Below are 25,722 nucleotides of genomic sequence, written 5' to 3' on the forward strand. Positions count from 1 at the left end.
GGTCTTGCTCCTCGCATGCTGTCGCCGCTGACCCGGGTAACGCTACTACTCGGTAGGTTAGGTCGGCACGGGAGTCCGGCACACGGTGCCGCTTAGGATTCCCGGGTGACCGGATACGACGACGCCTTCGAGCACCTCGACACCTCGATTCTGCCGCCCCGCCAGCAGCGGATCCTGGCGGCGATCCGGGATTCGGTGCTGCGGCACGGGTATCCGCCCAGTACCCGTGAGATCGGGCAGGCGGTGGGGCTGCGTTCCGCCTCGACCGTGTCGCGGCATCTGAAAGCGTTGGAGGACAAGGGTTTCCTGCGGCGCGGCGAATCGGTGTCACGGCCGATCGACGTGCGGCTGTTCCTGCGTTCCGCCGCGTCGCCCGAGCGCGACGAGCAGGCCGTCGAGGTGCCCGTGGTCGGCGATATCGCGGCCGGCACGCCGATCCTGGCGCAGGAGCACGCCGAGGACACCCTCACGCTGTCCCGGCAGCTGGTGGGCCGCGGCACGGTGTTCGGCCTGCGGGTGCGGGGTGATTCGATGATCGATGCCGCGATCTGCGACGGCGATATCGTCGTCGTGCGCCGCCAGCCCGAGGCCCAGACGGGGGAGATCGTCGCCGCGATGATCGACGGCGAGGCCACGGTGAAGGTGTTCCGGCGGCGCAACGGCCACGTCTACCTGGAACCGCGCAATCCGGCCTATTCGGTCATCGACGGCGATACGGCCGTGGTTCTGGGCAAGGTCGTCTCGGTGATGCGGCGTATGTGATGCCACACAATCTGAAACAAGTCTGGTTCGCCATACGATAGCCGGTCGACTACAGTTCCGGGCGTCATGTCGTCCGGGGCATCGCTTTGAGTTCGTAACGGAGGTGCGCATGAGGCGCGGAATTCGGATCGCAACGGCTGCCGCGGCAGCCCTTTTCGCGGGGCTGTCGACCGTGGTCGCGGCAGGCCCCGCCGCCGCGTCCGGCGATCCGGTGATCGCGTCGAAGAATCCGCTGGCCGAGCGTGTCTCCCCGGACGGTTCCAAACTCACCGGATTCGGTGTCGTGGACGCCACCCATCTGAAGCTGAGCGTGTTCTCCACGGCGATGAACAAGCCCATCACCGTGGAGGTGCAGCGCCCCGCCGACGCGTCCGTGGCGCGGCCGACGCTGTACCTGCTCAACGGCGCGGGTGGCGGCGAGGACAGCGCCAGCTGGGATGCGAAGGCGCCGGAGGCGCTGCAGTTCCTGGCCGGCAAGAACGTCAATGTCGTTGAGCCGATCGGCGGCGCGTGGAGCTATTACACCGACTGGCGGGCGGCGGACCCGACGCTCGGGGTGAACAAGTGGAAGACCTTCCTGACCCAGGAGCTGCCCCCGATCGTCGACGGCGCGCTGGGCACCACCGGCGTGAACGCGATCGCCGGCCTGTCCACCTCGGGCACATCGGTGCTGGAGCTGGCGATCGCCAAGCCCGGCCTGTACAAGTCCGTGGCCGCGTACAGCGGCTGCGCGCAGATCAGTGACCCCATCGGCTATCGGTTCGTGAATTTGGCCACCGAGGTCTGGGGCGGCGGCAACACCCTGAACATGTACGGTCCGGAGAACGATCCGATGTGGGCGGCCAACGACCCGTACGTGCACGCCGATCAGCTGCGCGGGTTGAACCTGTTCATCTCCAGCGGTTCCGGGCTGCCGGGTAAGTACGACGCACTCGACGGCCAATACGCGCTGCCGGGTGCGTACGGCCTGGCCGATCAGCTGATCATCGGCGGCGTCATCGAGGCGGCGGTCAACGGATGTAGCCACAACCTGCAGGCCAAGCTGAACAAGCTGGGCATTCCGGCGACCTACGACTTCACCGCGACCGGCACTCACTCGTGGGGCTACTGGCACGACGATCTGCTCCGGTCGTGGCCGGTGCTGGCCAAGGGCCTGGGTCTGCCCGCCTGAGCACCCTCTTCGAACGCCCCGTCGCAGCCGCGGCGGGGCGTTTCGTTCGCGCGGCGGCTAGAGCGCGACCGGCACGCTGCAACTGTCCGGCGGGTCCACCCTCGAGCAGGCCAGGGGTGCGCGGGTCGGTCGATAGGTCGCGGGTACGCCACCGGCGCGGGTGATCGCCCGATACGCCTCGACCGCGTCGGTGGGTTTGCGGGTCAGGCTCGGATCGGTGGTGACATCGACGGTGTAGAGGCCGAAACGCGGTGTGTAACTGCCCCATTCGTAGTTGTCGGTCAGACTCCAGTAGTTGTAGCCGAGCAGGTTCATTCCGTCGGCCTTGGCCCGCTGCAGCCAGTAGACCGTATCGCGCAGATGATCCGCGCGGGTGTAGCCGTCGGGTCGGGGTTTGCCGTTCTCGGTCGGCATCCCGTTCTCCACGACGTACAGCGGTTTGCCCGGAAAAAGCTTGGCGTAGTGGCGAAGCGCGTAGTAGATGCCCTCGGTTTGCAGGGGTAGCTGCCACATGCCGGGCGCACCGGCCGAACTGCCCGCGGCCGTGGTCCCGGGATCGGGACCGAAATAGTAGTCGACGCCGAGAAAGTCGAGCTTGTCGGCGACCTTGTCGACGAAGGGCTGATTCACCGAGGTCTCCGCGCCGGGGACGAAGCCGAGATTGCTGGTCACCCTCGCGGCGGGCCGGACGTGGTGGATGTAGTCGTAGATCTCGTTGTGGGCCAGGGCGAGGCGATCACGCATCGTGGTCGCCTCGCTCTGCGGCAGTGCGCCGATGCGAAGTTCGGTGCCGATATAGGCGGCCGGTTCGTTGATCGTCACCCACAGCGGATCGCGGGAGGCGTAGCGGTCCACTACTTTCCGGGCGTTGGTCAGCCAGTCCCGCACCATGTCCGGATGCCGCCAGCCGCCGCGTGCGGCCGCCCAGCCCGGATATACCCAGTGATCGAGTGTGAGCATCGGCCGCATCCCCGCGCGCACGATGGTATCGACGATACCGTCGTAGGCGATCAGCGCCGCATCGTCCCAGCTGCCCGGACCGGGTTGCACCCGCGCCCACTCGATGCTGATGCGATAGACCGTGACGCCCAGTTGCGCGGCATGGGAGACGTCGTCGGCGTAGTAGTCCCAGAACCGTACCGCCTGCAGACAGGGATCGGCCTTTCCCGAGCCGATGTAGCGGGTCCAATTGCTGTCCGCCGCATGGCCCTCGGTCTGGAAACCGGAGGAGGACACACCCCAGAGGAATCCGTCTCCGAGTGGCGGCACCCCGGCGGGCGGCGCGGCCGAGACCGGGCCGGGTGCGAGCAGGGCCGCCGCGGCGGCCGCACTCACGGTGAGGATCTGCCGACGACTCGTCTGCGCCATCGGGCAAGCGTAGCTGTGAGATAACTGAAATCCGTGGCGGTCGTACGCGTGTCGCCACGCCGGGTAGTTGCCGAAGATGCTCGGTGACCCGGATCCGGCGCACGGCGGCAGCGCTGCCGACGCCGAGGCCGATTCACGTCCGGGTGGCTGCTCGGGCACGGCCGCGGCGGGGCAGCCGCGTGCCGGGGGCCGGTTGTGGTGCGTTTGGTTTGTGCGGATCGCACGGATGCCGAGTTCGGAGCGCTCTGGCAGGATCGATGGACATGAGCGGGCACGATTCGGTGGGGGAGCGCGGTGCGGTCGCCGGGGCGGCGACCCGCGGCGCACACGGGGTGAGTACCGTCGTCGAAACCACCGCCGGGCGGGTGTACGGTGTCGCGGAATCGGTGGGGGCGTACGCGTTTCGCGGAATACCGTATGCCGACTCACCGATCGGGGAGCTGCGGTTCGCGCCGCCGCGACCGCATCCGGGATGGGCGGGTGTTCGCGATGCGGCCGGGCCCGGGCCGGCGGTGCCGCAGTGGTCGTCGCGGCTGGAATCGGTCATGGGCGCGCGAATCCCGAGATGGGACGAGGACGGCTGTCTGACGGTCGACGTGTGGGTGCCACAGGGCGAGTCGCGGACCCCGCGCGCGGTGTTGTTGTGGTTCCACGGCGGCGGATTCACCAGCGGCAGCGGCGGCTGGGACTGGTACGACGGCGGCCGCCTGGCCGCCCTCGGCGATATCGTCGTGGTCACCGCGAATTATCGCCTCGGGGCGCTGGGATATCTGCGGCTACCGGGCGTGGACAATCTCGGGTCCCAGGATCAGGCCGCGGCCCTGCGGTGGGTGGGCGAGAACATCGCCGCCTTCGGCGGCGATCCGGAGCTGATCACGGTCGGTGGCCAGTCCGCCGGTGCGTTCTCGGCGATGGCGTTGGCGACCGACCCGGACACCGGCCCCTCGGTGCGCCGGGTGATCGGCCAGTCCGGGCCGTGGGGGATGAGCCCCCAGGATCCGGACGACGCGGCCGCGATCACCGGGAAATATCTTGCGCTGCTGGGTATCGCGGACGATGGCGCCGATCCGCTGCCTCGGCTGCGGTCCCTCCCGGTGTTGGACCTCGTGCAGGCGTACGCCCGGCTGATGCTGGACACCGCGGTTCCGGGCCGGATCGCACCACCGCTGTATCCGGTGCTGGGCGGTGCGATCCAGTCGGCGGGTTGGCGGGATCTGGTCCCGGCGGGCGCACTGCGTGGCAAGGATGTGCTGCTCGGCGCGACCGGCAACGAACTCGGCTCGTTCTTCGCGCTCAACCCGATGATCCGGATGATCTCCGACGAGGCGGCGGTGCGGCTCATCGGCGATATCGCGGGGGATTCGGGCGAGGCTCGCTACCGGACGTACCTGGCCGAGCATCCCGATGCCGGCCCCGCCCAGGCGCTGACCTTCGTCGCGGGCGAGGTGATGTTCGGCGACGATCTGAGCGTTTTCGGTGAAGTCCTTGCAGCGCAGGGCAACCCGGCCCATATCTACCGATTCCTGCACGAACCCTCGCCGGACCTGTTCGGTCTGGGCGCGGCGCACTGCGCGGATCTGCCATATCTGTTCGGCACGTTCGACAGTTATCCGAACGCACCGATGCTCGGCACGGTCGGCGCGCGGGACCGCGCCCTGTCCGTGCAGTTCGGCGGCGCGCTGGCCGCATTCGTGGCGACCGGCTCACCCAACGGGCCGGGCCTCGAATCGTGGAAACCGTGGCTGCCGGGTCCGGAGCCCGATGTGCGGAAGTTCTGACCCGCCGGCGCCGCCCGCATGACGAGCGGCGCCGCGGCACTCAGTGCGGGGCAGCGGACAGGTCGAACAGGACCAGTCCGTCCATGCGCTGCGGCGTGTAATGCGCCGACACCCAGTTGAAGATATCGGCATTGCCCACCGGATGCCACAGTGCGCCATCCGGATCCTCTTGCGTGGCAGACTGATTCGGCTGACGTGTGGCCGCCGGGTGGGCCGGCTTCTTGCGCCACGAATCCGGGAGTTTCACCTCGGGCGCGATGTAGTACGTGACCTGGCGGGTGTGAACCAGGTCCTGGAATTGCGCGAGGGTCGGCACCGGATCCTCGGAGGTGAATCCGCCGATCGCGATGACCGAGGTGCGGCTGGCCAGCTCCAGACCGGCGGCGGGGCCGGAGCGTTCGGTGGCGGCCGACCACTTGGTGGTTGTGTGCTTCAACATCTCGACCAGCTGCGGCGGGTAACCGTCCCCGCCCATGAACATGCCGAGCGCGTGCCGCATCCGCGCGAAGGCCGGGGGCAACTCGTCCTTGTGCGCCGGGCCGACCGAAGGACCGCCGCCGGTGTGCGCCTGCGGCAGGGTGGCCGCGGCGTACGCGGTCGAACCGCCCAGCGCGGCAATCATTCCGGCGGTGACCAGAACGGCCGTGGCGCGCCGGTGGGTTCGGCGGGACAGTGCGGGAACCATGGTCAGCGCCAGTCCGGCGGCCGCGAGGATCGTCACCGCCAGGATGGTCCAGCGCAGCCACGGCTGCCACTCCGAATTGCGTTGCAGCAGTATGAATCCCCATACGCCACCAGCGAGAATCAGTGCGGCCGAGCCCAATCTGCCCAGCGCGGTCCCGCGCCGCCGCCACATTTCCAGGACACCGAGCGCGACGGTTCCCGCGATGGCCGGTGCGATGGCCAGGGTGTAGTAGGCATGCATACCGCCCTGCATCCCCGCGAACGCCGCGCCATCGATCAGCAGCCACAGTCCGAAGGTGAGCGTCGCGCCGCGCACCAGATCGGTGCGCGGGGCCCGGCCGCGAGAGATGAGCACCAGAACGAAGGCCAGGATCGCGGCGGGCAGCAGCCAGGAGATCTCGAAGCCGATCTCGCCGGTGAACAGCCGCTCGACACCGTTGCCGCCGCCGAACGGGCCGCCGCCGTGCAAATGCGGGAACTCGTATCCGGCGGGCATCTCCATCATCTTGCGGCCCATGTGGTTCTGGCCCAGATACCGAGCGAAACCGTTGTAGCCCAGCACCAGATCCATGAAGGTGTTGTTCGTCGACCCGGCCAGATACGGGCGCGAGCCGGCGGGCCACAGGATCGTCAGCAGCACATACCAGCCCGAGGAGACGATCAGCGCGACCGCGGCGGCGAGCAGATGCCCGATCCGCCGCCCGAACCCGATCGGTGCGACCACCAGATAGGCCAGTCCGAGCGCGGGCAGCACCATCAGGCCTTCGAGCATCTTGGCCAGGAATGCGAATCCGAGCGCGACACCGGCAAGCATCAGCCAGCGCACGCTCGCCCAGCGCAGTGACCGGATCGTGCAATACGCCGCGGCCGTCATCAGCAGCACCATCACCGCATCGGGATTGTTGAACCGGAACATCATCGCCACCACCGGCGTCACGGCGAGTAGCGCACCCGCGAGCAGTCCCGCGCCGCGACTGTCGGTGGCGCGGGTGATCGCGCCGTACATCAGCGCGACCGCCGCGACGGCCATCAGCGCCTCGGGGATCAGCATGCTCGCGCTGTCGAAACCGAACAGCTGCCCCGACAGGCCCATCACCCACTGCGAGACGGGCGGTTTGTCGACGGTGATGAAGTTGCCCGGATCCAGCGAGCCGAACAGCAGCGCCTTCCAGTTGTGCGAACCGGCCCAGACCGAGGCGGCGTAGAAGTTGTTGCCCATGCCGTTGACGGTGATGTTCCACAGATAGGCCGCGGCGGTGCCGAGCAGCAGCACCGCTAGCGCGATCCGCTCCCAGCGCCGGGCCGGCCCGAGGGCCGGATTCTGCTCGGCGAGCGGCGGAGAGGTCGATTCGGACACGGCTGTATCGGCAGTGGTCGCTGTCACCGCGCAAGTCTGTCCCGGAGATCGGTGAGAAGTCTGGCGTGTAGCTGTGAGGAGTCTGTGAAATCCGAGGGAATTCGGCCTACTCGGCCTATATTGGCCCCGAAGACAACCCGTTCGATCGATCGTCGAAGGAGATCCGTTGCGCCGCATTCTGTTCACCGCGTCCGCGCTGGCCGTACTCGCACTGACCCCGGCCCTGGCTGCCGCACAGGGGCCGGGGCAGGTGGCGGTCCGCGTGCAGGCGTCGACCCTGGGCACGAACTTCCCGGTGACGGGGTTGTCGACATCGCTCACCCCGTGCTCGGGCGGTTCGGCGGTGGCGGCCGCGACGACCGGCGCGAAAGGGACCGGGACGGCGTCGGTCCCGCTGGGGTGCTACCGCGTCAAGGTCACCGCGGTCCCGTCCGGATGCTCCCTCGACGGCAATCCGACCGTCCAGGTCGTCGCTCTTCCGGGAATGTCCCCGCAGGCCGCCTTCCACGTCCGCTGCGCCTGATCGCCGGACCGTCCGCGGGTGCGTCAGGCAAGCGCCTTCGTGCGGGCGGTGTATCCGTGAGCGGCCGCCACCGATTCGGACAGCAGATCCCCGCCGTGGGTGCTGAGCCCGCCGGCCAGGCCCGGGTCGGCGGCGACGGCTTCGCGCCAGCCGCGATCGGCGAGTGAGATCACATACGGCAGTGTGGCGTTGGTGAGTGCGACGGTCGAGGTGTACGGCACCGCGCCGGGCATATTCGCCACGCAGTAGAACACCGCGTCGTGGACGCGGTAGGTGGGGGCGTCGTGTGTGGTGGGGCGTGAATCGGCGAAGCAGCCGCCCTGATCGATGGCGATATCCACCAGGACCGCGCCGGGCTTCATCTGTGCGACGAGTTCGGTGGGGACCAGGGTCGGCGCCTTCGCGCCCGGAACGAGCACCGCGCCGATGACCAGGTCGGCCTCGCGCACCGCATGTTCGACTTCGTGGGCATTGGAGACGATGGTGCGCACCCGGCCGCGGTAGTGCGCGTCGAGTTCGCGCAGCGGGGCGATGTTCACGTCCAGCACGGTGACCTCGGCCCGCATCCCGACGGCGATCTCGGTGGCATTGCGTCCGGCGACGCCCGCGCCGATGACGGTGACCTTCGCGGGCGGGGTGCCGGGGACCCCGCCCATGAGCACGCCGCGTCCGCCGCCGCTGCGCATCAGGTGGTAGGCGCCGGCCTGGGGTGCGAGACGCCCCGCGACCTCGCTCATCGGCGCCAGCAGCGGCAGCGAACCGTCCCGGCCGGTGACGGTTTCGTAGGCGATGGCGGTGGTCCCGGCGGCGAGCAGCGCGTCGGTGCATTCCGCCGACGCGGCCAGATGCAGATAGGTGAACAGCACCTGATCCGCGCGCAGGCGCGAATACTCTTGGGCCACGGGTTCTTTGACCTTCAGGATCAGTTCCCCGGTCGCCCAGACCGCATCGGCGGATTCCAGCACGTGCGCACCGGCGAGGGTGTACGCGTCGTCCTCGAATGCCGATCCGATCCCGGCGCCGGTCTCCACATACACCTCGTGCCCATGGCCGACCAGTTCGCGGACCCCCGCCGGGGTGCACGCGACCCGGTACTCGTGGTTCTTCACCTCGCGGGGGATTCCGATCTTCATCTGCACTCCTCGTTCTCGGCGGGTTGGGACGCTGAGCCGCGTCATCCTGTCGATAGTGAGTATCGAAGAATCTGCACAATACTGGCTATATCACCGAAGTTAATTCTGCATTTACTGGGTAAATTATCCGAACCATCAGCAAATGGTGGTTGCAGGCCCTGTCCGTCGAAGCTTCTTCGGTGGTCCGCCCGGGTAGCGGAACGCCGCGGCCGCGGCACGCGCGGTCAGGCGTCGCGCTTGCGATTCAGTGCCCCGTCGACGGCGGTGTACGCGGCCGCGACCAAGATCAGGATCGCCGAGACGAGCAGGGCTATGTCGAGGCCGTGGTGGAAGGCGGTCTTACCGGTGTTGATCGCCTCGGACACCTTGGACAGGTATTTGAGGTAGGGGGTGATGTCGACGCCGTGGGGGATGCGACCGCGCTCGACGGCGTCGATGGCGTTGGGTTGCAGTTCCGCGGGCAGGCCTTCGGCATTCATCCGGTCCCGCAGGTCGCCGGTGAGATAGGCGTTCACCACGGATCCGAGGACCGCGACGCCGACCGCCGAACCGACCTGGCGCATCGTATTGGTCACCGCGGCGGCCATACCCGAATGCTCCGCCGGAACACCGGACAGTACGGCCGAGGTCAACGGCACCACCGCGATGCCGAAGCCGAGTCCGGCCACCGCCATCGCCGAGGCCAGCGGCAGATCGTGCGGCGGCGCGGTCTCCAGGACCTGCCGTGTCAAAAGGATCCCGGCCGCGCCGGCCACGCAGCCGGCGATCATCGGGACGCGGGAGCCGTATCGCGCCACCCACACGCCCGTGGCGAGCGATCCGATGATGATCGCGATCGCCATCGGCGCGAATACCGTGGCCGTGCGCGAACCCGAATAGGATTGCATCACTTGCAGATACAGAGCGGTGAAGAAGAAGATCGAGAACACGCCGAAGTAGACGGCGAAGGCGACCACGAGCGCCCCGCGCACCGCGGGCAGACGCAGATAGCGGAAGTAGAGCATCGGTGCGCGCGCCCGCATCTCCACGACGACGAATCCGGCCAAAGCGACTGCGCTCAGTACGAACAGCGCGATCACCGAGGGAGCGGTGTAACCGCGGTCCTCGCCGGAGGTGGCGGCGTAGATCACCGAACCGAGGAACAAGGCGCCGAGCACGATTCCGGCCCAGTCGATCGGTCCGGGATCCGGGTCGGCACTCTCTGGAACCGACCACAGCGCCGCCGCCAGCGCCACCACGCCGATGATCAGGTTGAACCAGAAGATCGAGCGCCACCCGTACGCGTGCACCAGCACACCGCCCAGTACCGGTCCGGCCGCCAGTGCCAGCCCGGATACCGCGGCCCACACGCCCACCGCGCGGGCGCGCTTGCGCTCGTCCGGATAGATGTGCCGCAGCACCGACAGGGTCCCCGGTTCCGAGGCCGCGGCGCCCAGGCCCATGACCGCGCGTGCGGCGATCAGCACCGGCACACTCGCCGCCAGCGCGGCCAGGACCGATCCCGCGCAGAAGATCACCAGTCCGGCGATCATGACCCGCTTGCGTCCCCACCGGTCGCCGAGTGAGCCGCCGGCCAGCATGAGACCGGCGAAGACCAGTGTGTAGGCGTTGACCACCCACTGCAGCAACATCACATCGGTGCTGAGTTCGTGCCGGATATCGCCCAGGGCGACGCTCACGACGGTGGTATCGAGAAAGGTGACGAACAAGACGGCAGTCACCGCTGCCAGTGCAATCCCCGGCCGCTCGGCGGTATCCAGGGCATTGTCGATGCGCTCCACCGGCACAGGCTAACGGTCCGGGCCCGCGGATGTGGATCGAGTTTCCAGCCGCATCCGATTGGACGGCAGTTGTTGCCGCAGAGCCCATCCGCCGTTGTGCCGAGGTATTCGTCGGCGGGATTCGACCGTCGGCTCCGTGGCCTGAGATGTGCGCCGGGCGATGTGCGCGATGCACGCTGCGGCCGGATCGCCGAGGGATCCGCCGGTGTGGATGTGGCCGGGTGCGCCGCCTGCCGCCGTGCGCATGCGGCCGTGTCCAGCACCGCGCCGTCCTGTGAACCGTGACTTCCGGTCCACCGGGAATCGTATTACACAGTGGCGGCGAGGATTTCGGGTTCGGGCGCGTTGAGGTGACGATGCCGTCCGATCGGCGCCGCTGCCGCCGGATGCGCGGTGATCGAGGCCGCGCCCTTGCAGATCAGCTCCTTGTAGCGGGCGGCCCGGCGTCCGGTGAGCACGAGATTCATCGCGCGGTCGTCGGGGGTGACGAACTGTAGCACGGCATCGTGGCGCCCGAGGCTGATGCATTGCGCGACATAGAAGATCGGCACACGCGGAACCCGCCGATCGGTCAGCCGCGCGGCGATCGAGTCGGCCGCCTGCCAGGCCATCGGTATGCCCGAGGCGCAGGACATCCGCAACGGGTCGGCGCCCGGCCCGTCGGCGAGTGCGGCATCGCCGATGGCGTACACGTCGGGGTGCGAGATCGAGCGCATCGTCCGGTCGACCATGATCCGTCCGGACGCATCGACGGTCATCGTCGTCGCGGCGGCGAGGGGATGGACCGCGAATCCGGCGGTCCACACGGTGACTGCCGCGGGAACGACCCGGTCGTCGATGGTGGTGGCGGTGGACGCATCGATCCCGGCGATCTCGGTGTGCGTCCGCACAGTGATGCCGAGGCGATCGAAGGCCGTGTTCAGATGCCGGCGGGCCTTGTCGCTGAGCCGATCGCCGACGCCGGTGCGCGCGGCGATGGTGACCGCGAGATCCGGCCGGGTCTCGGCGATCTCGGTGGCCGCCTCGATGCCGGTGAGCCCGCCGCCGACGACCAGCACTGCCGCACCGGAGTCGAGTTCCGCCAGGCGATCGCGCAGCCGCAGAGCGGTATCCGGGTCGGTGACGGTGTGCGCGTACTCGGCGACGCCCGGGACATCGCTGCCGGTGACCGTGCTGCCGAGCGCGTAAACCAATGTGTCGTAACCGATCTCGAAATCCACACCGTGCTCGTCGCGGGCTCGCACGAGCTTGCGGTCGGCATCCACCGAACTCACCCGGGCGATGCGCAGGACGACGCCGGTGTCCGCGAAGATTCCGGCCAGCGGGCGGCGGGTGAGCTGCTGTCCGGCGGCGAGCTGATGCATGCGGACTCGTTCGACGAAATCGGGATCGGCGTTGACGACGGTGATCTCGACGTCGGCGGGATGCAGACGGCGGGCCAGGCGGCCGGCCGCATTGGCTCCGGCATATCCGGCTCCGAGGACGACGATGCGATGTTTCATCTCTGACTCCTGTCTCGGGGTTCGCCTCTTGAACCGGACAGCGGGTCGTTTACTGACAGATATCGGCTGTGATGACGGTCACCATATGTCCAGCAGTGGCTCGCCTCGGTCGACCGTGGCCCAGGCCCGGGCGATGCGACCGAGCTTGTCGGGGTTGGCGTGAATGCAGACGGCGGCGATGCCGTCCGATGTGGAATCCAGCACAATGACCCCCACGAGCTGGTCGCCGACCTGCGCCAGAATCGCCGGATCTCCGTTGACGACCCCGGCGTACAGGGTCGCGGTCCCGCCCACCCAGCCGCGCTTGTGCTCGCTGGGGCGGAACAGTCCGCGCAGGTATCGGGCCACCGCGAGCGCACCGCCGATGGGTGTGCGACGAGCCGGGAGGGCTCCGCCGCCGTCCGCGATACCGGTCACGTCGGCGGTGAGCATGCCGATGAGCGGTTCGATCTCACCGCCCGCGGTGGCGGCGAGGAATTCCGCGGCGATCCGGTGGGCCGTGGCCCGATCGACCTCCGTGCGCGTGTGTCCCGCGCCGAGATGCTGTTTCGCGCGCCGGTAGATCTGCTGGCAGTTCGGCTCGGTGAGGTTCACGATCTCCGCGATCTCCGCGTGCGAGTAGCCGAACGCCTCGCGCAGCACATACACCGCGCGCTCATGCGGTGAGAGGCGCTCCATGAGCATGAGCACGGCCATGGATATCGACTCGCGTTGTTCGACGGTGTCGGCCGGGCCGAGCATCCGATCGCCGCTGAGGACCGGTTCGGGCAGCCACTGTCCCGCATACGTCTCGCGCCGGGCGCGCGCCGAGGTGAGGTGGTTGAGACACAGATTGGTCAGCACCCTGGTCAGCCAGGCCTCGGGGGAGTGGACCCGGTCCCGATCGGCGGCCTGCCAGCGCAGGAAGGTGTCCTGCACCGCGTCCTCGGCATCACTCGCCGAGCCCAGCAACCGGTAGGCGATGGCCTCCAGGCGGGCGCGGGATTCCTCGAACAGGTCGACCTCGTGCGGACCGAGCAACATGACTCGATTGTCGCGCCCGGCCGCGACGTTCGTCTCCGGGGCCCCGATGGCAATCCGGTCTGGTTGTCGGAGAACGGTTTACGAGCCGCTGGATGGCTGCGGGCGAACGGTCAGGGTCTGCTGTGCCTGCCCGACCGGGCCGCGGACGTCGTGCAGAACCGTACTCGTCAGCCCCTGCCCGGCCGCGCCGAAGACGACCGTAGTGTCCAGGCCGGTCCACGAACCTTCGGGCTGCCGATAGAAGTGGATGGTGAGATCGAGGTTCGGGAACATCCACTTCGTCGGCTCCTGCCGCACGGCGATGCCGTTGGCGGTGTCCACGAGTGCGACGAAAGCAGCGAGCGGCCCGGCCGATTCACCCGCCACCAACGGCAGGGAGGTGCCGACCCACGCGGTGGTGCGGCCCGGTCGTGGCGGCGTCACGGGCCGAGTGTCCAACGAGGAGATGTAGCCGCCCGGCCACACCGAGGTGAGCGGCCACGGGGTCAACGATTCGGGCGCTGGGAGCCGATCGGGTTCACCGCCCGCGACCGCGGCGGTGTCCTGGGACTGCATGTACCAGGCGCGGGCGGTCACGGCGTCACGACCGCCGACGGTGACCGTCGCCTGGACCAGTTCGATGGTGCGCCCGGGCCGGATGGTCCGCACGGCGATCTCGAACTCCTCGACCGCGATCCGGCCCAGAACGTCGAAACCGATGCGGCTCATCGCCAGCGGCGGACGTTGCTCACTCGTCCGGAATCGCTCGATCTCGTGCACGATCAGACCGCCCAGCGGGCTGAAGTGCTGTTCATCGTCGGCCCAGGCCCCACCGGCATGCGGGGTGGGCACGAAGCGGTGGTCGCCGACGCGCACGAAATAGCTGTCCTGGGGTCCGGTCGTCTCGCTCACCCGTCCCAACCTATGATCCCGGGTGTGGCCGCCGCGCACCACCCGTGACGCGCGGCCGGATCAGGCCGCGCCGCTGACGCTTTCGGGTGGACCGGTGACCAGTTCGGCGAATCGGTCGACCACCCGCTCGTGGAACGTGCGGAACAGGTTCTCGAACTGTTCGATCTGCGCGGGGGAGGGCGATCCCCCGTCCCACACCGTCGCCAACGCCCGCCAGACCATGACGTGCAGCTCCGGCCCGACCGCGTAGTACGCCGCGACCGCCTCGGGCACCTCGGCGATCATCTCGCCGATGCTGTTGAGCACCGCGCGTTGCATCGTGTGTCCCAGCGCGCCGAGCAGCCGGCGCACCAGCGCGACCTCGGCGGCGAGCATTCGCACCGGATCCGGAACCGCTTCGCACGCAAGCGTTTCCAGGGCATCTATATCGTGCTCGAGCGTCCGGCGATCGATCCGCTGCCGGGTCGCGGTGAAGGACAGCAGCGCATCGGACAGGATCTGCCGTTCCATCGCCACGATGTCGCCGAACATCGCGATCGCCAGGTCGGGGGTGGGCAGGTCGGCGGTGGGCATGGAGAGCCGGAACAGCCTGCGATAAACCTCGACCCCGCCCTCCTCGCGCACATCGCGGATGGTGAACCCTTTGCCGCGACGCGCGCGCACGAATCCGTACGATTCGAGCCGGGTCAGAATCAGTTGTGCCGTAGCGCGATTCATGCCGAACTCCGCCGCGACCCCGCGCACCGACGGCATCAGGTCACCGGGGGCGTACCGGCCCGCGGCCACCCGGCGCGCCAACTCGTCTGCGACATCGGCGACTACCGTCCGCGCTCCCATCGGCGCCTCAGCCCTTCCGCGACATTCCCCGCCACAACCATTCGTCCTGCGTCCGGGACAGTCTAAGTCGTCCGGGGCCCCGCCGCCGGACGGAGGTTTCCGGGGTCGGTCGGCCCGGCGGCCGGATCCGGCCGCCGCGGCGAGTTCGCTGGTCGGGGCGGTCGGAGCCGGGATTCCGGTTCGCTGGACATATTTGACAGGTCCCGCCCGGAGCTCGCCGAGTCTCGGCTACGATTCGCCTGGAATGGCCGCAAGGGCATGCTCGCGCGGGTCACCAACGGCCTGCCCGGCCAGGTGAGCACCGACTACGTCGACTATCCGGCGACCGCGCTGCCCTGGGAGGACGAGGTCTACGGCCGGTCCAAGCAGCAGGCCGTCGATACCGCTCGCGGCATGCTCGGGTCAATGGCAAGGCGTTGTGCCGCAACGCGACTCGCGTTACTGGGTTACAGTCAGGGCGCGGACGCGGCGGGTGACCTGGCCGCCGAGATCGGCACCGGGGCAGGTGTGGTGCCGCCGAGCCGGGTGGATGCGGTCGGTCTTGTCGCCGATCCGCGCCGCTCGCCGACCGATATCCTGATCGGCCCGCCGGTGCCGGGTGCGGGCGCGGAAGGGCCGCGATTCGGCGGATTCGGCCTGCTCACACCCAAGGTGCGGACATTCTGCGCGGTGGGGGATCTGTTTTGCTCCACGCCGACGGACGATTTCGCCACCCGAATCGCGGGCTTCTTCGCCCACATCTCCGCGCCCGATCCGGCGCGGATGGGCAGTTATCAGCGGGACGCGCAATCGATCCTCGGCGATGTGATGGCCGCGGGCGGCTTCCCGAGGTTGCAGAGCCAGTTCACCACGGCGGCCAACGACGAACGCGTACTGGAGTTGCAACATTTCCTGAGTTCCTCGGTGCACCAACGCTATCCGTCCTACGTGGTGGACAACTCGGGGGACACCGCGACCGGCTGGCTGCACAGGTGGTTGTCGGGTATGGCGTAGCGGCAGGGCGTCAGCCCCGGGGAGCGCGCGCCCGGGGGCGGACGTGCTCGAAGATCAGGATCGTCTCGGTGCTCGCCACCGCCGGGCGGGCACTGAGATGTTCCAGGACGAACCGGCGCAGCCCCTCGGTGTCGGCGGTGGCGACGTGCACGAGATAGTCGTCGGCCCCGGCGATGAAATACACGTTGAGCACCTCGTCCAGCGCGGCGAGTTGCTCGCCGAATTCGGCCAGGTGCGGTCGCGCCCCGGCCTGCACCCGCACGGCGATCCTGGCTTGCAGGCTGCGGCCCAGGGCCACCGGATCGATATCGGCGTGGAAACCGCGGATGACGCCCCGTTCGACCAGGGAGCGCACCCGACCCAGGCAGGTCGAGGGGGCGATCCCGGCCGCGGCCGCCAGCGCGTGGTTGGTGATCCGGCCGTCGCGGGACAGTTCGTCGAGCAGGATGTGGTCGACGTCGTCGAGTGCGGCAGGCGTGGAGGTACGACGTGGAGCGGGTGCCTGATCGGTCGTGCGCATATCATCGACTTTATAGAAGATCATTCGACATATCCGCCGTCGTTGGTAGATTCTTCGGGTTCAGGGAGCTGCGCGGATGCCGTAAACTACGCAGGCCAAACTGGACAGTTTGAGCTGATCAGCTTAACGTAGAAGTATGGACCGGACCCCTGGAGACGTCTCCGAATCCTCCGCGCGCGCCTCGCGCGAGCTGCGGACCGTGGTCGGCCGCCTCCGGCGTCGTTTGCACGAGCTCGCCGACAACCGTGAACTCACGCCGACGCAGACCGCGGTGCTGAGCCGGTTGGGCAAACAGGGTGACGCATCGGCCAGTGAGCTGGCCGCGGCCGAACGGGTGCGCCCGCAGTCGATGGCCGCCACCCTGGCCGCACTCGACGAGCGGGGTCTGATCCAACGCCGCCCCGATCCGAGGGACGGCCGCAAACAGCTGGTGTCGCTGAGTCCCGCCGGCCGCGCAATCTTCGACGATCGATCCCGGAGCGGGCAGGAGTGGCTGGCCAGGCAGCTGGAGGACAACTTCAGCGAATCCGAGCGGATGACCGTCCTCGAGGCGATGGCTCTGCTGGAACGGCTGACCCAACTCGATCCGTGACGAGGTGGAGCCGTTGACCGCTTCGTGCGGGTGATCCTGGGCTTCGGCACCTGCGCGGGCTATCCATCGGCCACGTATCTGTTCGCAGCGAGTCCGACCGCGGCGGCGAGGACAGCCCAGATCTCGGCGCGCTCATCGCATCAGTGCGAACGTTGCGTTCTTCCCCGCGACCCCCGATACCGCCGGACTGCACGATCTGGCTCTGTTCATCCTGGCCATATCGGGTGTGTTGCTCGTGGTCACGGTGCTGGATCGGTCGATCGCCCGGGTCGGCAAGACGGGAACCGGCGAAACGGCACAAAATAGCTGAATGCTCGCTAAGCTCGCGGATGTCTCGGTGAACGAGACTGCTCGACAGGGGCGGGCCGCGATTGCCCCCGCGGCCCGCTTTTGCGGCAGTCACCGGCTTGCGGGGAATCGCAGCGGTCCAGGCGGGCCTCAATTCTGCCTATTCCCGGTAACTTTCGGCGATGATCGGAGCATCTCGCGCGGTCTGGGCGCGGTCCGGCGATTTTCTCGCGGTTATCGAGCCGGGCATCGCGGGCCGGGAAACTCAGCGTGAAGTGCATCGGCAAATCGAGTGTGCTGGTCGGTAGCCGTCGATTCATCTCCGGAGCAGGGCCGCCTCCGAACCGCCCACGCCGATACGACAGGATCGAGGGATGACCGTCGCGCCTCCGATTCTCGCCGGAGTTCCGGGCACGTTCGCGCACAGCGTGTTCCACGAACGACATCCCGTCCTGATCGATCAGGTCATCGCGGGTCACCCGTACGATCCGGCCCAGCGTGCGGCCCTGCGTCGCCTGCTGGACGAGAGTCGTGACGGGGTGATCGAAGGACTCGATACCACCGCGCCCGATCTGCCGCACTGGCTGGCCTGGGGCCGCGAACTGTGGGGGCGGCCGTGGCGGGACGCGTCGTTCCTGTGGGCGGAGAGCTATTTCTACCGCCGTCTGCTCGAGGCGGTCGGCTATTTCGGTCCCGGAGCCTGGGCCGGGGTGGATCCTTTCGCACCGAAGAAGTACGCCGAACTGGACACTCCCGAGGTCGTCGCCGAACTCGCGGCCCTTGCGGATATCTCGGCCGCATCCGAGGACACCGCGCGCGACGCACTGCTCCGCTCGGCGTTGTGGGGCAATCAGGCCGATCTCGGATTCCGGCTCACCGCGGGCCCTGGCGCCCGCACCGGCCTGCTGGCCGATGAGAGCGCGCAGCTGTGGTCGGCGCTGGACAGCTCGGACGAGGCGACGGTCTGCCTGATCGCGGACAACGCCGGTCGCGAACTCCTGCCGGATCTGGTCCTCGCCGATCACCTGCTCGCCACCGGTCGAGCGGCCCGGATCGTGCTCTACCTCAAACCGCAGCCGTACTACGTCTCCGACGCCACCCGGCACGATCTGCTGGCCGTCCTGCGGTTGCTGCGCACGGCCGCCGAACCGCCGGCGCAGCGGATCGGGCAACGCCTGTGGCAGGCGATCAGCGCGGACCGCCTCATCCCGCGCACACACGAATTCTTCTGTGCCCCACTGACATACCACGACCTACCGGCGGACCTCACCGCCGAGCTGTCCGAGGCGAGGATGACGATCCTCAAGGGCGACCTGAACTACCGTCGCCTGGTCGGCGACCGCTACTGGCCGCCGACCACCCCGTTCGCGGAGCTGGCGGACTACTTCCCGTCCCCGGTGATCGCCCTGCGCACCCTGAAATGCGATGTCGTCACGGGCCTGCCCGACGGCCGGGCCGCCGAACTCGACGCCACCGACCCGTCCTGGCGCACCAGCGGCGACTACGCGGTCATCCAGTGTGCCCGTCCCGCCGGTGACACGACCACGCACCGCTGAGCCGATCGCCTGCTCGCCCGTGCCCGGCGCGGGTGCGCTGCCCGGCCGATCCGGGCGGTGCTCGGAGTGCCGCGGTCCCGTGCGATCCGCGCTCGCGCTCGGCCGATCCGGGCGCCGGCCCGCGTGCCTTGCGGATGCTCGCGCGACTTACTGTGCCGCCGAGTCGCTTCGATGCGAGACACACCGGTGCGAACGCTGAGCGGCGTGCGGGTGCCGCTCAGCCGACCTCGGCGACCAGCTCGAGCGCTCGGCCCAGTGTGGTGAGCTTATCGGGCAGGGTGTCTCCGGCGGGGTAGAGGCGCACGGTGTCCACGCCCGCGTCGCGCCAGACGCGGAGTCGTTCGCGCACCATGTCCTCGGTGCCGATGAGTGTGGTGGCCAGGACCATCCGGTCGGTCACAAGTTCGGCGGCACCTTGGCGGTCCCCGGCCTGCCAGCGCTCCCGGATCCGGCCGGTGACCTGCGACCAGCCCTGTCGCCCGTAGGCGGCGTTGTAGAAATTGGTGCCCGCACCGCCCATACCGCCGATGCTGAACGCGAGTTCGAGCTTGCGGCTGTCGATATGGGCGCGCAGTCGATCGGCGTCGTCGAACAGCGCGACCTCCGCGCCCTGGCAGATATCCAGATCGTCCCGGGTGCGTCCGGCCGTGGCGAGCCCGGCGTCGAGCGGGTCGAAATACGCGTGCGCCCCCTCGGGGACGAAGCTGGTGCCGAGCCAGCCGTCGGCGAGCTCGCCGGTCAGTTCGAGCATTCTGGGGGAGAGGGTGGCCAGGTAGATCGGGATGTCCGGATTCGCCGCCTTGGACAGGCGTATCGGGCGGGCCTCACCGGGCAGCGGGATCCGGAAATGCTTGCCGGAGAAGGAGACCTTCTCGCCCGCGAACACCTGTCGCAGGATCTGCACCGTCTCGCGCATCCGGGTCAGCGGGTGATCGAACCGCACCCCGTGCAGCCCCTCGATCACCTGCGGACCCGATGCGCCCAGCCCGAGCAGGAACCGGCCCCCGGACAGATCGGCCAGCGTGAGCGCGGCCTGCCCGATGGCCACCGGAGTGCGCGTGCCGAGCTGAATGATGCCCGAGCCCAGCAGAATTCGATCAGTCCGGGCCGCCAGATAACCGAGCACGGACGGTGCGTCCGACCCCCACGCCTCGGCCACCCAGCACACGTCCAGGCCGAGTTTCTCCGCTTCGAGGACGAAATCGATTGTCTCGCGGGCATTGTCGGAGACCTCGACGGTCGTGGCCGTTCGCATCACGGGGTTTCCGCGCGAGACTTGATGGCCGCGACCGTGGCGGTCATCGCCGATTCGAATTCCCGCATCCGGACGAAGACGATCTTCTCCTCCTTGTCCGGCATCCGATCGATGGCCAGGGACAGGCCCGAGCGGGCCGGACCCAACCGCATCCACTCCCGCAACGCGGTGCCGCCCGCGCGCGGTTCGAGGGTGAAACGCCATGTGGCGGTAGGATTCTCCGGATCGTTCACCGCCCAGGCGAAGGTGTTCGGCGCCTCGCATTCCACGACGTACGAGGTGGTCTGCCACTCGCCGAGCGCCGGATGGCTGTTACTGCCCAGGAACGCGTTGCCGACCACAGGTCCGGTCGCCTCGCCCAGCCAGCTCGCGGCCTGGAGTTCATCGCTGAACTGCGGCATGAGCGTGACATCCGAGACGATCTCCCAGACCCGCTGCGGCGGTGCGTCGACCCAGGTCTCGACCTCGGCGGTCGGGCCGTCGGCGTATCTCGCGCCCGTCCACTCCATGCGCACACCTCCAATCAATTAGCTGAGCTGCATAGTTCCGTAGCTGAACTATCTATGTCAAGGATGATGGGCCGCGCCGGAGCACGCGGTACGAGGTAGCGCCGCACGCCCGGGCAGACCTGGCGGTAACGCCATCGATGCCGACATGCAGCGGATGCGATTGCGCACCGCGGGAACGGAATCGGGGTTGCGGGCGGCTGCCGTCACCGGGACGGAGCGTCGAAATGCAGGTCGAGCTCAGGGGCACCCGCGCCGTTCACTGTCACCACGGCCGATACCGGCGGATGCCCGCTGGCACACAGTGTGTAGTCGCCCGGGATGAGATCCGCGAGCGTATAGCCACCCGATTCGTCGGAGACGGCCGTGGCGACCACGGTTCCGTCGGCCGCCAGCAATGTGATGCGGGCGTCGGGAATGGGCGTATCGCCGCAGTCGCGTCGCACCGTGCCGGAGATCGCCGCCGCACGGCCGAGGGTCAGGTCGCAGTGCACCGCGTCCTCGGCGCCGACCGCGACCGATGCGGCCGCGGGCCGATGTCCGGGAGCGTGCGCGGTGAGCGTGAACGTCCCGGGAAACAGCCCCGAAACCAGGTAGTTGCCGTCCGCATCGGTCGCGGACGTCCCGACGACCTCCCCGCGAACATCGACGACCACGATGGTGGCCCCCGACACCGCGGATTCTCCCGCTGCGAGCACGCGACCGGACAGACTCGGGCCGCCGGACAGTGCGACGTCGCGAACGATCGGTTGCGTGCCCACGGACAGCGCCGTCGCGTGCGGCCTGCGGGTATCGGCCGCGGTGATCAGCACGTACCGCCCAGGCGGCGGCAGCGGCAGCCCGTATCCGCCGTCGGCGCGCGAACGGCCGCGGCCGTGTTGATGACCGCGATGGTCGATCAGCGTCAGCGTCGCGGCGGCCACCGCACGGCCACTCGCATCGGTGACCCGTCCGGCGATGCCGGTCGTGGTCCCGTTGCCGGTCGCGGAGTATTCGGTGACGTCGTCGTATTCGGCCGCGTCGAGAGGCGCGGACGTCGCCGTTCGGTTATCCGTTACGGCCATGACGTTTTCGTGGGATTCGGGGTATTCCTCGGCTGCGGCGACCGGCCCGCGGCTACGCACGAGCGAGGCGACCGCCGCCACCACCGACATCACGATCGCCATGGAGAACACCACGACCAGTCCGTCGTGGAACGGCTGCGAGACCAGATGCGGGAAGAACTGACGTCCGGTCAACGTGGCGGCGTTGGCCGCTGGCAGGTGGCTGAGAATGTCCGGACCCAGCAGATGCTCGATCGGGTTGTAGCCCAGGAATGCCGCGAACAGCACCCCCACCGGCGGCAGGGTGGAGATCGAGCGGGCCGCGGCGGCGGGCACCCCCTGGTCGGTGAGTCCGGTGAACAGCGTGTGCGGCATGGATCCGGCGAGTCCGGCGATCATCAGCGAGAAGAACACCCCCATCGAGAGCACCATGCCCGCGTTCTGGAACGTCGCCCGCATACCCGAGGCAGCGCCACGGGCCGCGGCCGGAACGCTGGACATGATGATCGCGGTGTTCGGCGCGGCGAACAGCCCGCTGCCCAGACCGTTGACGAAGACCAGCAGCGCGAACGCCCAGTAAGCGAAATCCGTTGGCAGCGCCAGCATCCCACCGAAGGCCAGCGCCATCACCACGAATCCCGAGGCCGCGAACTGCCGTGCGCCGAACCGGTCCGACAGATGTCCGGCGATCGGGCCCGCGACGAGGAAACCGCAGGTCAGCGGGAGCAGATAGATTCCGGCCCACAGCGGTGTGTCCGCGTAGTCGTACCCGTGCAGCGGCAGCCAGATGCCTTGCAGCCAGATGATCAACATGAACTGCAGCCCGCCGCGCGCGATCGCGCCCAGCAGAGTGGCCGCGTTACCACCGGCGAATTCGGCATTGCGGAACAGCCGCAACGGGAACATCGGCTCGGCGACCTTGACCTCCACGACGCAGAACACCACCAGCATCACCGCGCCGCCGACGAGTCCGGCCAGCACCCACGGGTTCGTCCAGCCCATGGTGTGCCCGCCATAGGGCTGAATGCCGTAGGTGATGCCGGCCAGCAGTGCGGTGAGCCCGATCGCGAAGGTCAGATTGCCCCACCAGTCCATCCGGCCGGGCGTGCGCACACCCGTCTCGTGCAGCGAGCGATACGCCCACACCGTGCCGACGAGGCCGATCGGCACGTTCACCCAGAACACCGACCGCCAATCCCACGCCACCAGCGCACCGCCCAGGATCAGCCCGACGAACGATCCCGCGATCCCGGCGACCATGTTGACGCCCAACGCCATTCCGCGCTGACGTGCCGGAAACGCGTCGGTGAGGATCGCCGCGGAATTGGCCATCAGCATCGCGCCGCCGACCGCCTGCACCAGCCGCCAGCCGATCAGCCACAGCGCCCCGCCCGCACCGTGCAGCGGATCCAGCGACAACAGGACCGAGGTGAGCGTGAAGATGCCGAATCCGGCGTTGTAGATCCGCACCCGCCCCCACATGTCGCCGAGCCGTCCCAGCGCGACGACCAGCACGGCGGTGACGAGCATGTACCCCATCAGCACCCACAGCAGGTAACTGACATTGCCGGGCTGTAGCGGATCGAGTCGGATGCCGTTGAAGATGCCCGGTAGCGAGATCAGCACGATCGAGGCGTTGACGGTCGCGATCAGCATGCCGAGGGTTGTATTGGTCAGCGCCACCCACTTGTAGCGGGGATGGTCGACACCGATCCAGGTGCTGCGGTCCGCGGGCCCCTCGCCCGCGGCTCGGGTCAGTTCTTCGATTGCCATCGGTCTGTTCCGTCCGTCGAACTCCGGCAGGGGTCTTCCCGAAAACCGCTGCCGCACTTACTTGTCGAACACGTCTGCGGGCCGCACCGCGCGGCGCACGATGGGCAGGGCGGTCCGCATCGCCGCATCCAGTTCGCCGCGTTCCCGCTCCGAGAGCGCGGCCAGGCGTTCGGCGAGCCAGTCCCGGCGTTCGCGCCGGCGCTCGGCGAGTATCCGGCGCCCGGCCTCGGTGACCTCGATGAGGCATCCGCGTTTGTCCTGCGGATCGGGCCGGCGCTCGACGAGCCCGCCTGCCTCGAGTTTGTGCACCAGCTGGGTCATCGATGGCTGGGCGACGCCCTCCGCGGCGGCCAGCGCGGTGAGCCGCTGCGGGCCCTCCCGGTCCAGCCGGCCGAGGGTGGAGACCGTCGTCAGGCTCACCTGCTGTCGGTTCGGCAACTGCCGCACCAGCATCGCGGACACCTCGATCAGGGTCGAGGCCATCTCGCCGAGATCCTCGTCGGGGTGTGATGTGCCCATATGTCGTGTGTATCACATACCTATATAGGCTACCTATGTTTATTTGGGACGAAGATTCCAGCCGGAACGGGTGATGCCGCCCGTCAGTGCAGCGGAGCGGACCAGGACAGCCGGGAACCGGTGCCTGTCGCGGTGGCCGAGCCCACGGAGAATCGGCCGCCGGATCGCTCGGCGCGGCGGCGCAGATCCGTCAGACCTCCGCAGGACGCACCGCCCGGATCCGGCACACCGTCGTCGGTGACCACAACCGTGAGATCGTCCGCGACGCCGATCGCGATCTCCACGCTCGTGGTGCCCGAATGCCGCAGCGCCTCGGCCACCGCCTCGCGCACAACGGTCTCGGCGTGTTCGGCGAGTTCGGAGTCGATCACCGACAGCGGCCCGTCCACCCGCAGCGCGGACCGCACCTCACGGTGCGCGCACTGCTGCCGGATCGCCCACTCGATGCGTTCGCGCAGCTGTGCACCGCGACGGTCACCGCCGTGCAGTTCGAAGATGGAAGTGCGGATCTCCTGCACCACGTCCTGCAGATCGTTGACCACCCCGGTGAGCCGGTCACGCACCTGCATCGATTTCGCGTGCCGAATAGTGCCCTGCAGGGTCAGGCCGATGGCGAACAACTGCTGGATGACGTGATCATGCAGATCCTGCGCGATTCGATCGCGGTCGGTGAGGATGCCGATCACCTGCATGCGCCGCTGCGCCCGTGCCAGCTGCATCGCCATCACCGTTTGATCGGTGAATCCGGTGACCAGATCGGCGATTTCGGTGGAATATCCTCCGGATCCGGCGGCGCGCGACAACACCAGCACCCCGATCCGGGCATCGGGTGTGTGCAGGGGTGCGATGAGGACTGGACCGGTGTCGGGAACGAGGTCGGCCAGGTCGCAGGATGTGGTGTCGTCGAATGTCGCGGTCCGGCGTTCGCGCAGCGCCGCGCCGACCGCCGTGTCGTCGGTGCGCAGCGCGTGTGCGGGGCCGAATCGCGCTGCGGGACCGGACCATTCGGTGATCTCCAGCTCTCCGGACGTGGCGTCCGGGTTGTCCGGATCCGGCGTCAGCGCCAGACATCCCCAGTCGGAGCCGGTGAGGTGCAGGGCCCGGTCGGTGAGGTGCGCCAGGACCTCTGTCGTGGGCGCACCCGCCAGGAATTCGGTGGTGATATCCCGCGTCGCGGCGGTCCAGTCCTCGCGGGCGCGGACCGATTCGTAGAGGCGGGCGTTATCGATCGCGATCCCTGCGGCGGCGGCCAGTGCCTCGACGATCACCTCGTCGTCTTCGGTGAATTGCTGCCCGCCGGACTTCTCGCTCAGATACAGACCGCCCAGCACATCGTCCCGGATCCGAACCGGCACCCCGACAAAGGTTCGCGTCGCCGGGTGATCGGTCGGGAAGCCGGCCGCGGCGACATCGGTCGGCCGCACTGTGCGCGGGGGATCGCACATCAGACCGAGCACCTCGCGTCCCTGGGACAGGACACCGATCCGGTCGCGCCCGGCGGCATCGATCCCCTGATGGACGAAATTGTCCAGCTGCCCCTTGGGCCCGTACACGCCGAGCGCGCCGTAACCGGCTTCCACCAGGCTGACGGCGGTGCGCACGATGGTGTGCAGGGTCTCGTCCAGGTCGAGCCCGGAGGTGATCGCGAGAATCGCCTCGACCAGCTCGTTCATCCGGTCGCGGACATCGATGACTTCGTCCATCCGGTCCCTGGCCTCGGCGAGCAGCTCTCGTAATCGTAGCTGGGACAAGGCATCACGCACCGAATACCGTTCGGCCTCGGATCGGTGCTCGGACCGTGTCTGCACCTCGAATGAGGGCGGCATCGAGGATCGCGCTGCCCTGTCCGGCAGATCGGCCATATCGG

At 68.5% G+C, this 25,722-nt stretch carries 21 protein-coding genes; 7 read left to right on the top strand and 14 right to left on the bottom strand.

Annotation, left to right across the window (positions count from 1 at the left end):
- Positions 1-105 precede the first annotated feature (105 nt).
- Positions 106-762: a transcriptional repressor LexA gene (lexA, locus tag NV1_RS20105; RefSeq protein ID WP_067893517.1), complete on the top strand. Its 657-nt coding sequence runs from the start codon at positions 106-108 to the stop codon at positions 760-762.
- Between the two features lie 109 nt (positions 763-871).
- Positions 872-1,933 carry an alpha/beta hydrolase gene (locus NV1_RS20110; protein ID WP_067893519.1) on the top strand — a complete coding sequence of 354 codons (1,062 nt, stop codon included), beginning with the start codon at positions 872-874 and terminating at the stop codon, positions 1,931-1,933.
- A 57-nt stretch (positions 1,934-1,990) separates the two neighbouring features.
- Here NV1_RS20110 and NV1_RS20115 read toward each other — a convergent pair whose 3' ends face one another.
- Positions 1,991-3,301 (bottom strand): family 1 glycosylhydrolase, encoded by a 1,311-nt coding sequence (locus NV1_RS20115; protein ID WP_067893521.1) that lies wholly within the window; start codon positions 3,299-3,301, stop codon positions 1,991-1,993.
- Between the two features lie 263 nt (positions 3,302-3,564).
- Between NV1_RS20115 and NV1_RS20120 the strand changes: the two genes are divergently transcribed.
- Entirely contained in the window at positions 3,565-5,079 is a 1,515-nt protein-coding gene (locus NV1_RS20120) for a carboxylesterase family protein (protein WP_084525552.1), read from the top strand.
- A gap of 40 nt (positions 5,080-5,119) precedes the next feature.
- Here the strand turns inward: NV1_RS20120 and NV1_RS20125 are convergent, their stop codons facing one another.
- Complete coding sequence (locus NV1_RS20125; protein WP_067893524.1) at positions 5,120-7,147, bottom strand: ArnT family glycosyltransferase; 2,028 nt, start codon at positions 7,145-7,147, stop codon at positions 5,120-5,122.
- A gap of 139 nt (positions 7,148-7,286) precedes the next feature.
- Here NV1_RS20125 and NV1_RS20130 point away from each other — a divergent pair, with 139 nt between their 5' ends.
- Entirely contained in the window at positions 7,287-7,643 is a 357-nt protein-coding gene (locus tag NV1_RS20130; RefSeq protein WP_067893526.1) for a hypothetical protein, read from the top strand.
- A 23-nt stretch (positions 7,644-7,666) separates the two neighbouring features.
- Here NV1_RS20130 and ald read toward each other — a convergent pair whose 3' ends face one another.
- The 6 genes from ald to NV1_RS20160 all read right to left on the bottom strand — a co-directional run bounded on the left by ald (position 7,667) and on the right by NV1_RS20160 (position 14,810).
- Positions 7,667-8,776 carry an alanine dehydrogenase gene (gene ald / locus NV1_RS20135; RefSeq protein ID WP_067893853.1) on the bottom strand — a complete coding sequence of 370 codons (1,110 nt, stop codon included), beginning with the start codon at positions 8,774-8,776 and terminating at the stop codon, positions 7,667-7,669.
- Between the two features lie 224 nt (positions 8,777-9,000).
- Entirely contained in the window at positions 9,001-10,557 is a 1,557-nt protein-coding gene (locus NV1_RS20140) for an MFS transporter (protein ID WP_245713814.1), read from the bottom strand.
- A 308-nt stretch (positions 10,558-10,865) separates the two neighbouring features.
- A complete protein-coding gene (locus NV1_RS20145; RefSeq protein ID WP_067893528.1) occupies positions 10,866-12,059 on the bottom strand; it encodes an NAD(P)/FAD-dependent oxidoreductase in 1,194 nt (397 codons plus the stop codon).
- 78 nt (positions 12,060-12,137) lie between these two features.
- Complete coding sequence (gene sigJ, locus NV1_RS20150) at positions 12,138-13,082, bottom strand: RNA polymerase sigma factor SigJ (protein ID WP_067893530.1); 945 nt, start codon at positions 13,080-13,082, stop codon at positions 12,138-12,140.
- Positions 13,083-13,160: 78 nt separating this feature from the next.
- Positions 13,161-13,973, bottom strand: coding sequence for a thioesterase family protein (locus NV1_RS20155; protein WP_067893532.1), 813 nt, complete (start codon positions 13,971-13,973; stop codon positions 13,161-13,163).
- 60 nt (positions 13,974-14,033) lie between these two features.
- Positions 14,034-14,810 carry a winged helix-turn-helix domain-containing protein gene (locus tag NV1_RS20160; protein WP_067893534.1) on the bottom strand — a complete coding sequence of 259 codons (777 nt, stop codon included), beginning with the start codon at positions 14,808-14,810 and terminating at the stop codon, positions 14,034-14,036.
- Positions 14,811-15,068: 258 nt separating this feature from the next.
- Between NV1_RS20160 and NV1_RS20165 the strand changes: the two genes are divergently transcribed.
- Positions 15,069-15,803, top strand: coding sequence for a cutinase family protein (locus NV1_RS20165; protein WP_067893536.1), 735 nt, complete (start codon positions 15,069-15,071; stop codon positions 15,801-15,803).
- Between the two features lie 10 nt (positions 15,804-15,813).
- Here the strand turns inward: NV1_RS20165 and NV1_RS20170 are convergent, their stop codons facing one another.
- Positions 15,814-16,323, bottom strand: coding sequence for an Lrp/AsnC family transcriptional regulator (locus NV1_RS20170; RefSeq protein WP_067893857.1), 510 nt, complete (start codon positions 16,321-16,323; stop codon positions 15,814-15,816).
- Between the two features lie 136 nt (positions 16,324-16,459).
- Between NV1_RS20170 and NV1_RS20175 the strand changes: the two genes are divergently transcribed.
- The gene (locus tag NV1_RS20175) at positions 16,460-16,915 is read left to right on the top strand and encodes a MarR family winged helix-turn-helix transcriptional regulator (RefSeq protein ID WP_067893538.1); all 456 of its coding nucleotides are present in this window, start codon (positions 16,460-16,462) and stop codon (positions 16,913-16,915) included.
- Between the two features lie 662 nt (positions 16,916-17,577).
- A complete protein-coding gene (locus NV1_RS20180) occupies positions 17,578-18,759 on the top strand; it encodes a damage-control phosphatase ARMT1 family protein (protein ID WP_067893540.1) in 1,182 nt (393 codons plus the stop codon).
- A gap of 217 nt (positions 18,760-18,976) precedes the next feature.
- Here the strand turns inward: NV1_RS20180 and NV1_RS20185 are convergent, their stop codons facing one another.
- The 5 genes from NV1_RS20185 to NV1_RS20205 all read right to left on the bottom strand — a co-directional run bounded on the left by NV1_RS20185 (position 18,977) and on the right by NV1_RS20205 (position 25,717).
- The gene (locus NV1_RS20185) at positions 18,977-20,014 is read right to left on the bottom strand and encodes an LLM class flavin-dependent oxidoreductase (RefSeq protein ID WP_067893543.1); all 1,038 of its coding nucleotides are present in this window, start codon (positions 20,012-20,014) and stop codon (positions 18,977-18,979) included.
- Positions 20,014-20,523 carry an SRPBCC family protein gene (locus NV1_RS20190; RefSeq protein ID WP_067893545.1) on the bottom strand — a complete coding sequence of 170 codons (510 nt, stop codon included), beginning with the start codon at positions 20,521-20,523 and terminating at the stop codon, positions 20,014-20,016. The genes NV1_RS20185 and NV1_RS20190 overlap by 1 nt, the downstream gene beginning before the upstream one ends.
- 203 nt (positions 20,524-20,726) lie before the next feature.
- Positions 20,727-23,336, bottom strand: a complete 2,610-nt coding sequence (locus NV1_RS46855; protein WP_157117169.1) for an MFS transporter — start codon at positions 23,334-23,336, stop codon at positions 20,727-20,729.
- A 57-nt stretch (positions 23,337-23,393) separates the two neighbouring features.
- Positions 23,394-23,855 (bottom strand): MarR family winged helix-turn-helix transcriptional regulator, encoded by a 462-nt coding sequence (locus NV1_RS20200; RefSeq protein ID WP_084525554.1) that lies wholly within the window; start codon positions 23,853-23,855, stop codon positions 23,394-23,396.
- A gap of 83 nt (positions 23,856-23,938) precedes the next feature.
- The gene (locus NV1_RS20205) at positions 23,939-25,717 is read right to left on the bottom strand and encodes a GAF domain-containing sensor histidine kinase (RefSeq protein ID WP_245713815.1); all 1,779 of its coding nucleotides are present in this window, start codon (positions 25,715-25,717) and stop codon (positions 23,939-23,941) included.
- Positions 25,718-25,722 lie beyond the last annotated feature (5 nt).

It is taken from the genome of Nocardia vaccinii NBRC 15922 (assembly GCF_001613305.1).
GTDB lineage: Bacteria > Actinomycetota > Actinomycetes > Mycobacteriales > Mycobacteriaceae > Nocardia > Nocardia vaccinii.

Coding starts and splice junctions, on each gene's coding strand:
- NV1_RS20110 (WP_067893519.1), top strand. CDS start 872: ATGAGGCGCGGAATTCGGATCGCAACGGCTGCCGCGGCAGCCCTTTTC.
- NV1_RS20115 (WP_067893521.1), bottom strand. CDS start 3,301: ATGGCGCAGACGAGTCGTCGGCAGATCCTCACCGTGAGTGCGGCCGCC.
- NV1_RS20120 (WP_084525552.1), top strand. CDS start 3,565: ATGAGCGGGCACGATTCGGTGGGGGAGCGCGGTGCGGTCGCCGGGGCG.
- ald (WP_067893853.1), bottom strand. CDS start 8,776: ATGAAGATCGGAATCCCCCGCGAGGTGAAGAACCACGAGTACCGGGTC.
- NV1_RS20145 (WP_067893528.1), bottom strand. CDS start 12,059: ATGAAACATCGCATCGTCGTCCTCGGAGCCGGATATGCCGGAGCCAAT.
- sigJ (WP_067893530.1), bottom strand. CDS start 13,082: ATGTTGCTCGGTCCGCACGAGGTCGACCTGTTCGAGGAATCCCGCGCC.
- NV1_RS20160 (WP_067893534.1), bottom strand. CDS start 14,810: ATGGGAGCGCGGACGGTAGTCGCCGATGTCGCAGACGAGTTGGCGCGC.
- NV1_RS20165 (WP_067893536.1), top strand. CDS start 15,069: ATGCTCGCGCGGGTCACCAACGGCCTGCCCGGCCAGGTGAGCACCGAC.
- NV1_RS20170 (WP_067893857.1), bottom strand. CDS start 16,323: ATGCGCACGACCGATCAGGCACCCGCTCCACGTCGTACCTCCACGCCT.
- NV1_RS20175 (WP_067893538.1), top strand. CDS start 16,460: ATGGACCGGACCCCTGGAGACGTCTCCGAATCCTCCGCGCGCGCCTCG.
- NV1_RS20180 (WP_067893540.1), top strand. CDS start 17,578: ATGACCGTCGCGCCTCCGATTCTCGCCGGAGTTCCGGGCACGTTCGCG.
- NV1_RS20185 (WP_067893543.1), bottom strand. CDS start 20,014: ATGCGAACGGCCACGACCGTCGAGGTCTCCGACAATGCCCGCGAGACA.
- NV1_RS20190 (WP_067893545.1), bottom strand. CDS start 20,523: ATGGAGTGGACGGGCGCGAGATACGCCGACGGCCCGACCGCCGAGGTC.
- NV1_RS46855 (WP_157117169.1), bottom strand. CDS start 23,336: ATGGCAATCGAAGAACTGACCCGAGCCGCGGGCGAGGGGCCCGCGGAC.
- NV1_RS20200 (WP_084525554.1), bottom strand. CDS start 23,855: ATGGGCACATCACACCCCGACGAGGATCTCGGCGAGATGGCCTCGACC.
- NV1_RS20205 (WP_245713815.1), bottom strand. CDS start 25,717: ATGGCCGATCTGCCGGACAGGGCAGCGCGATCCTCGATGCCGCCCTCA.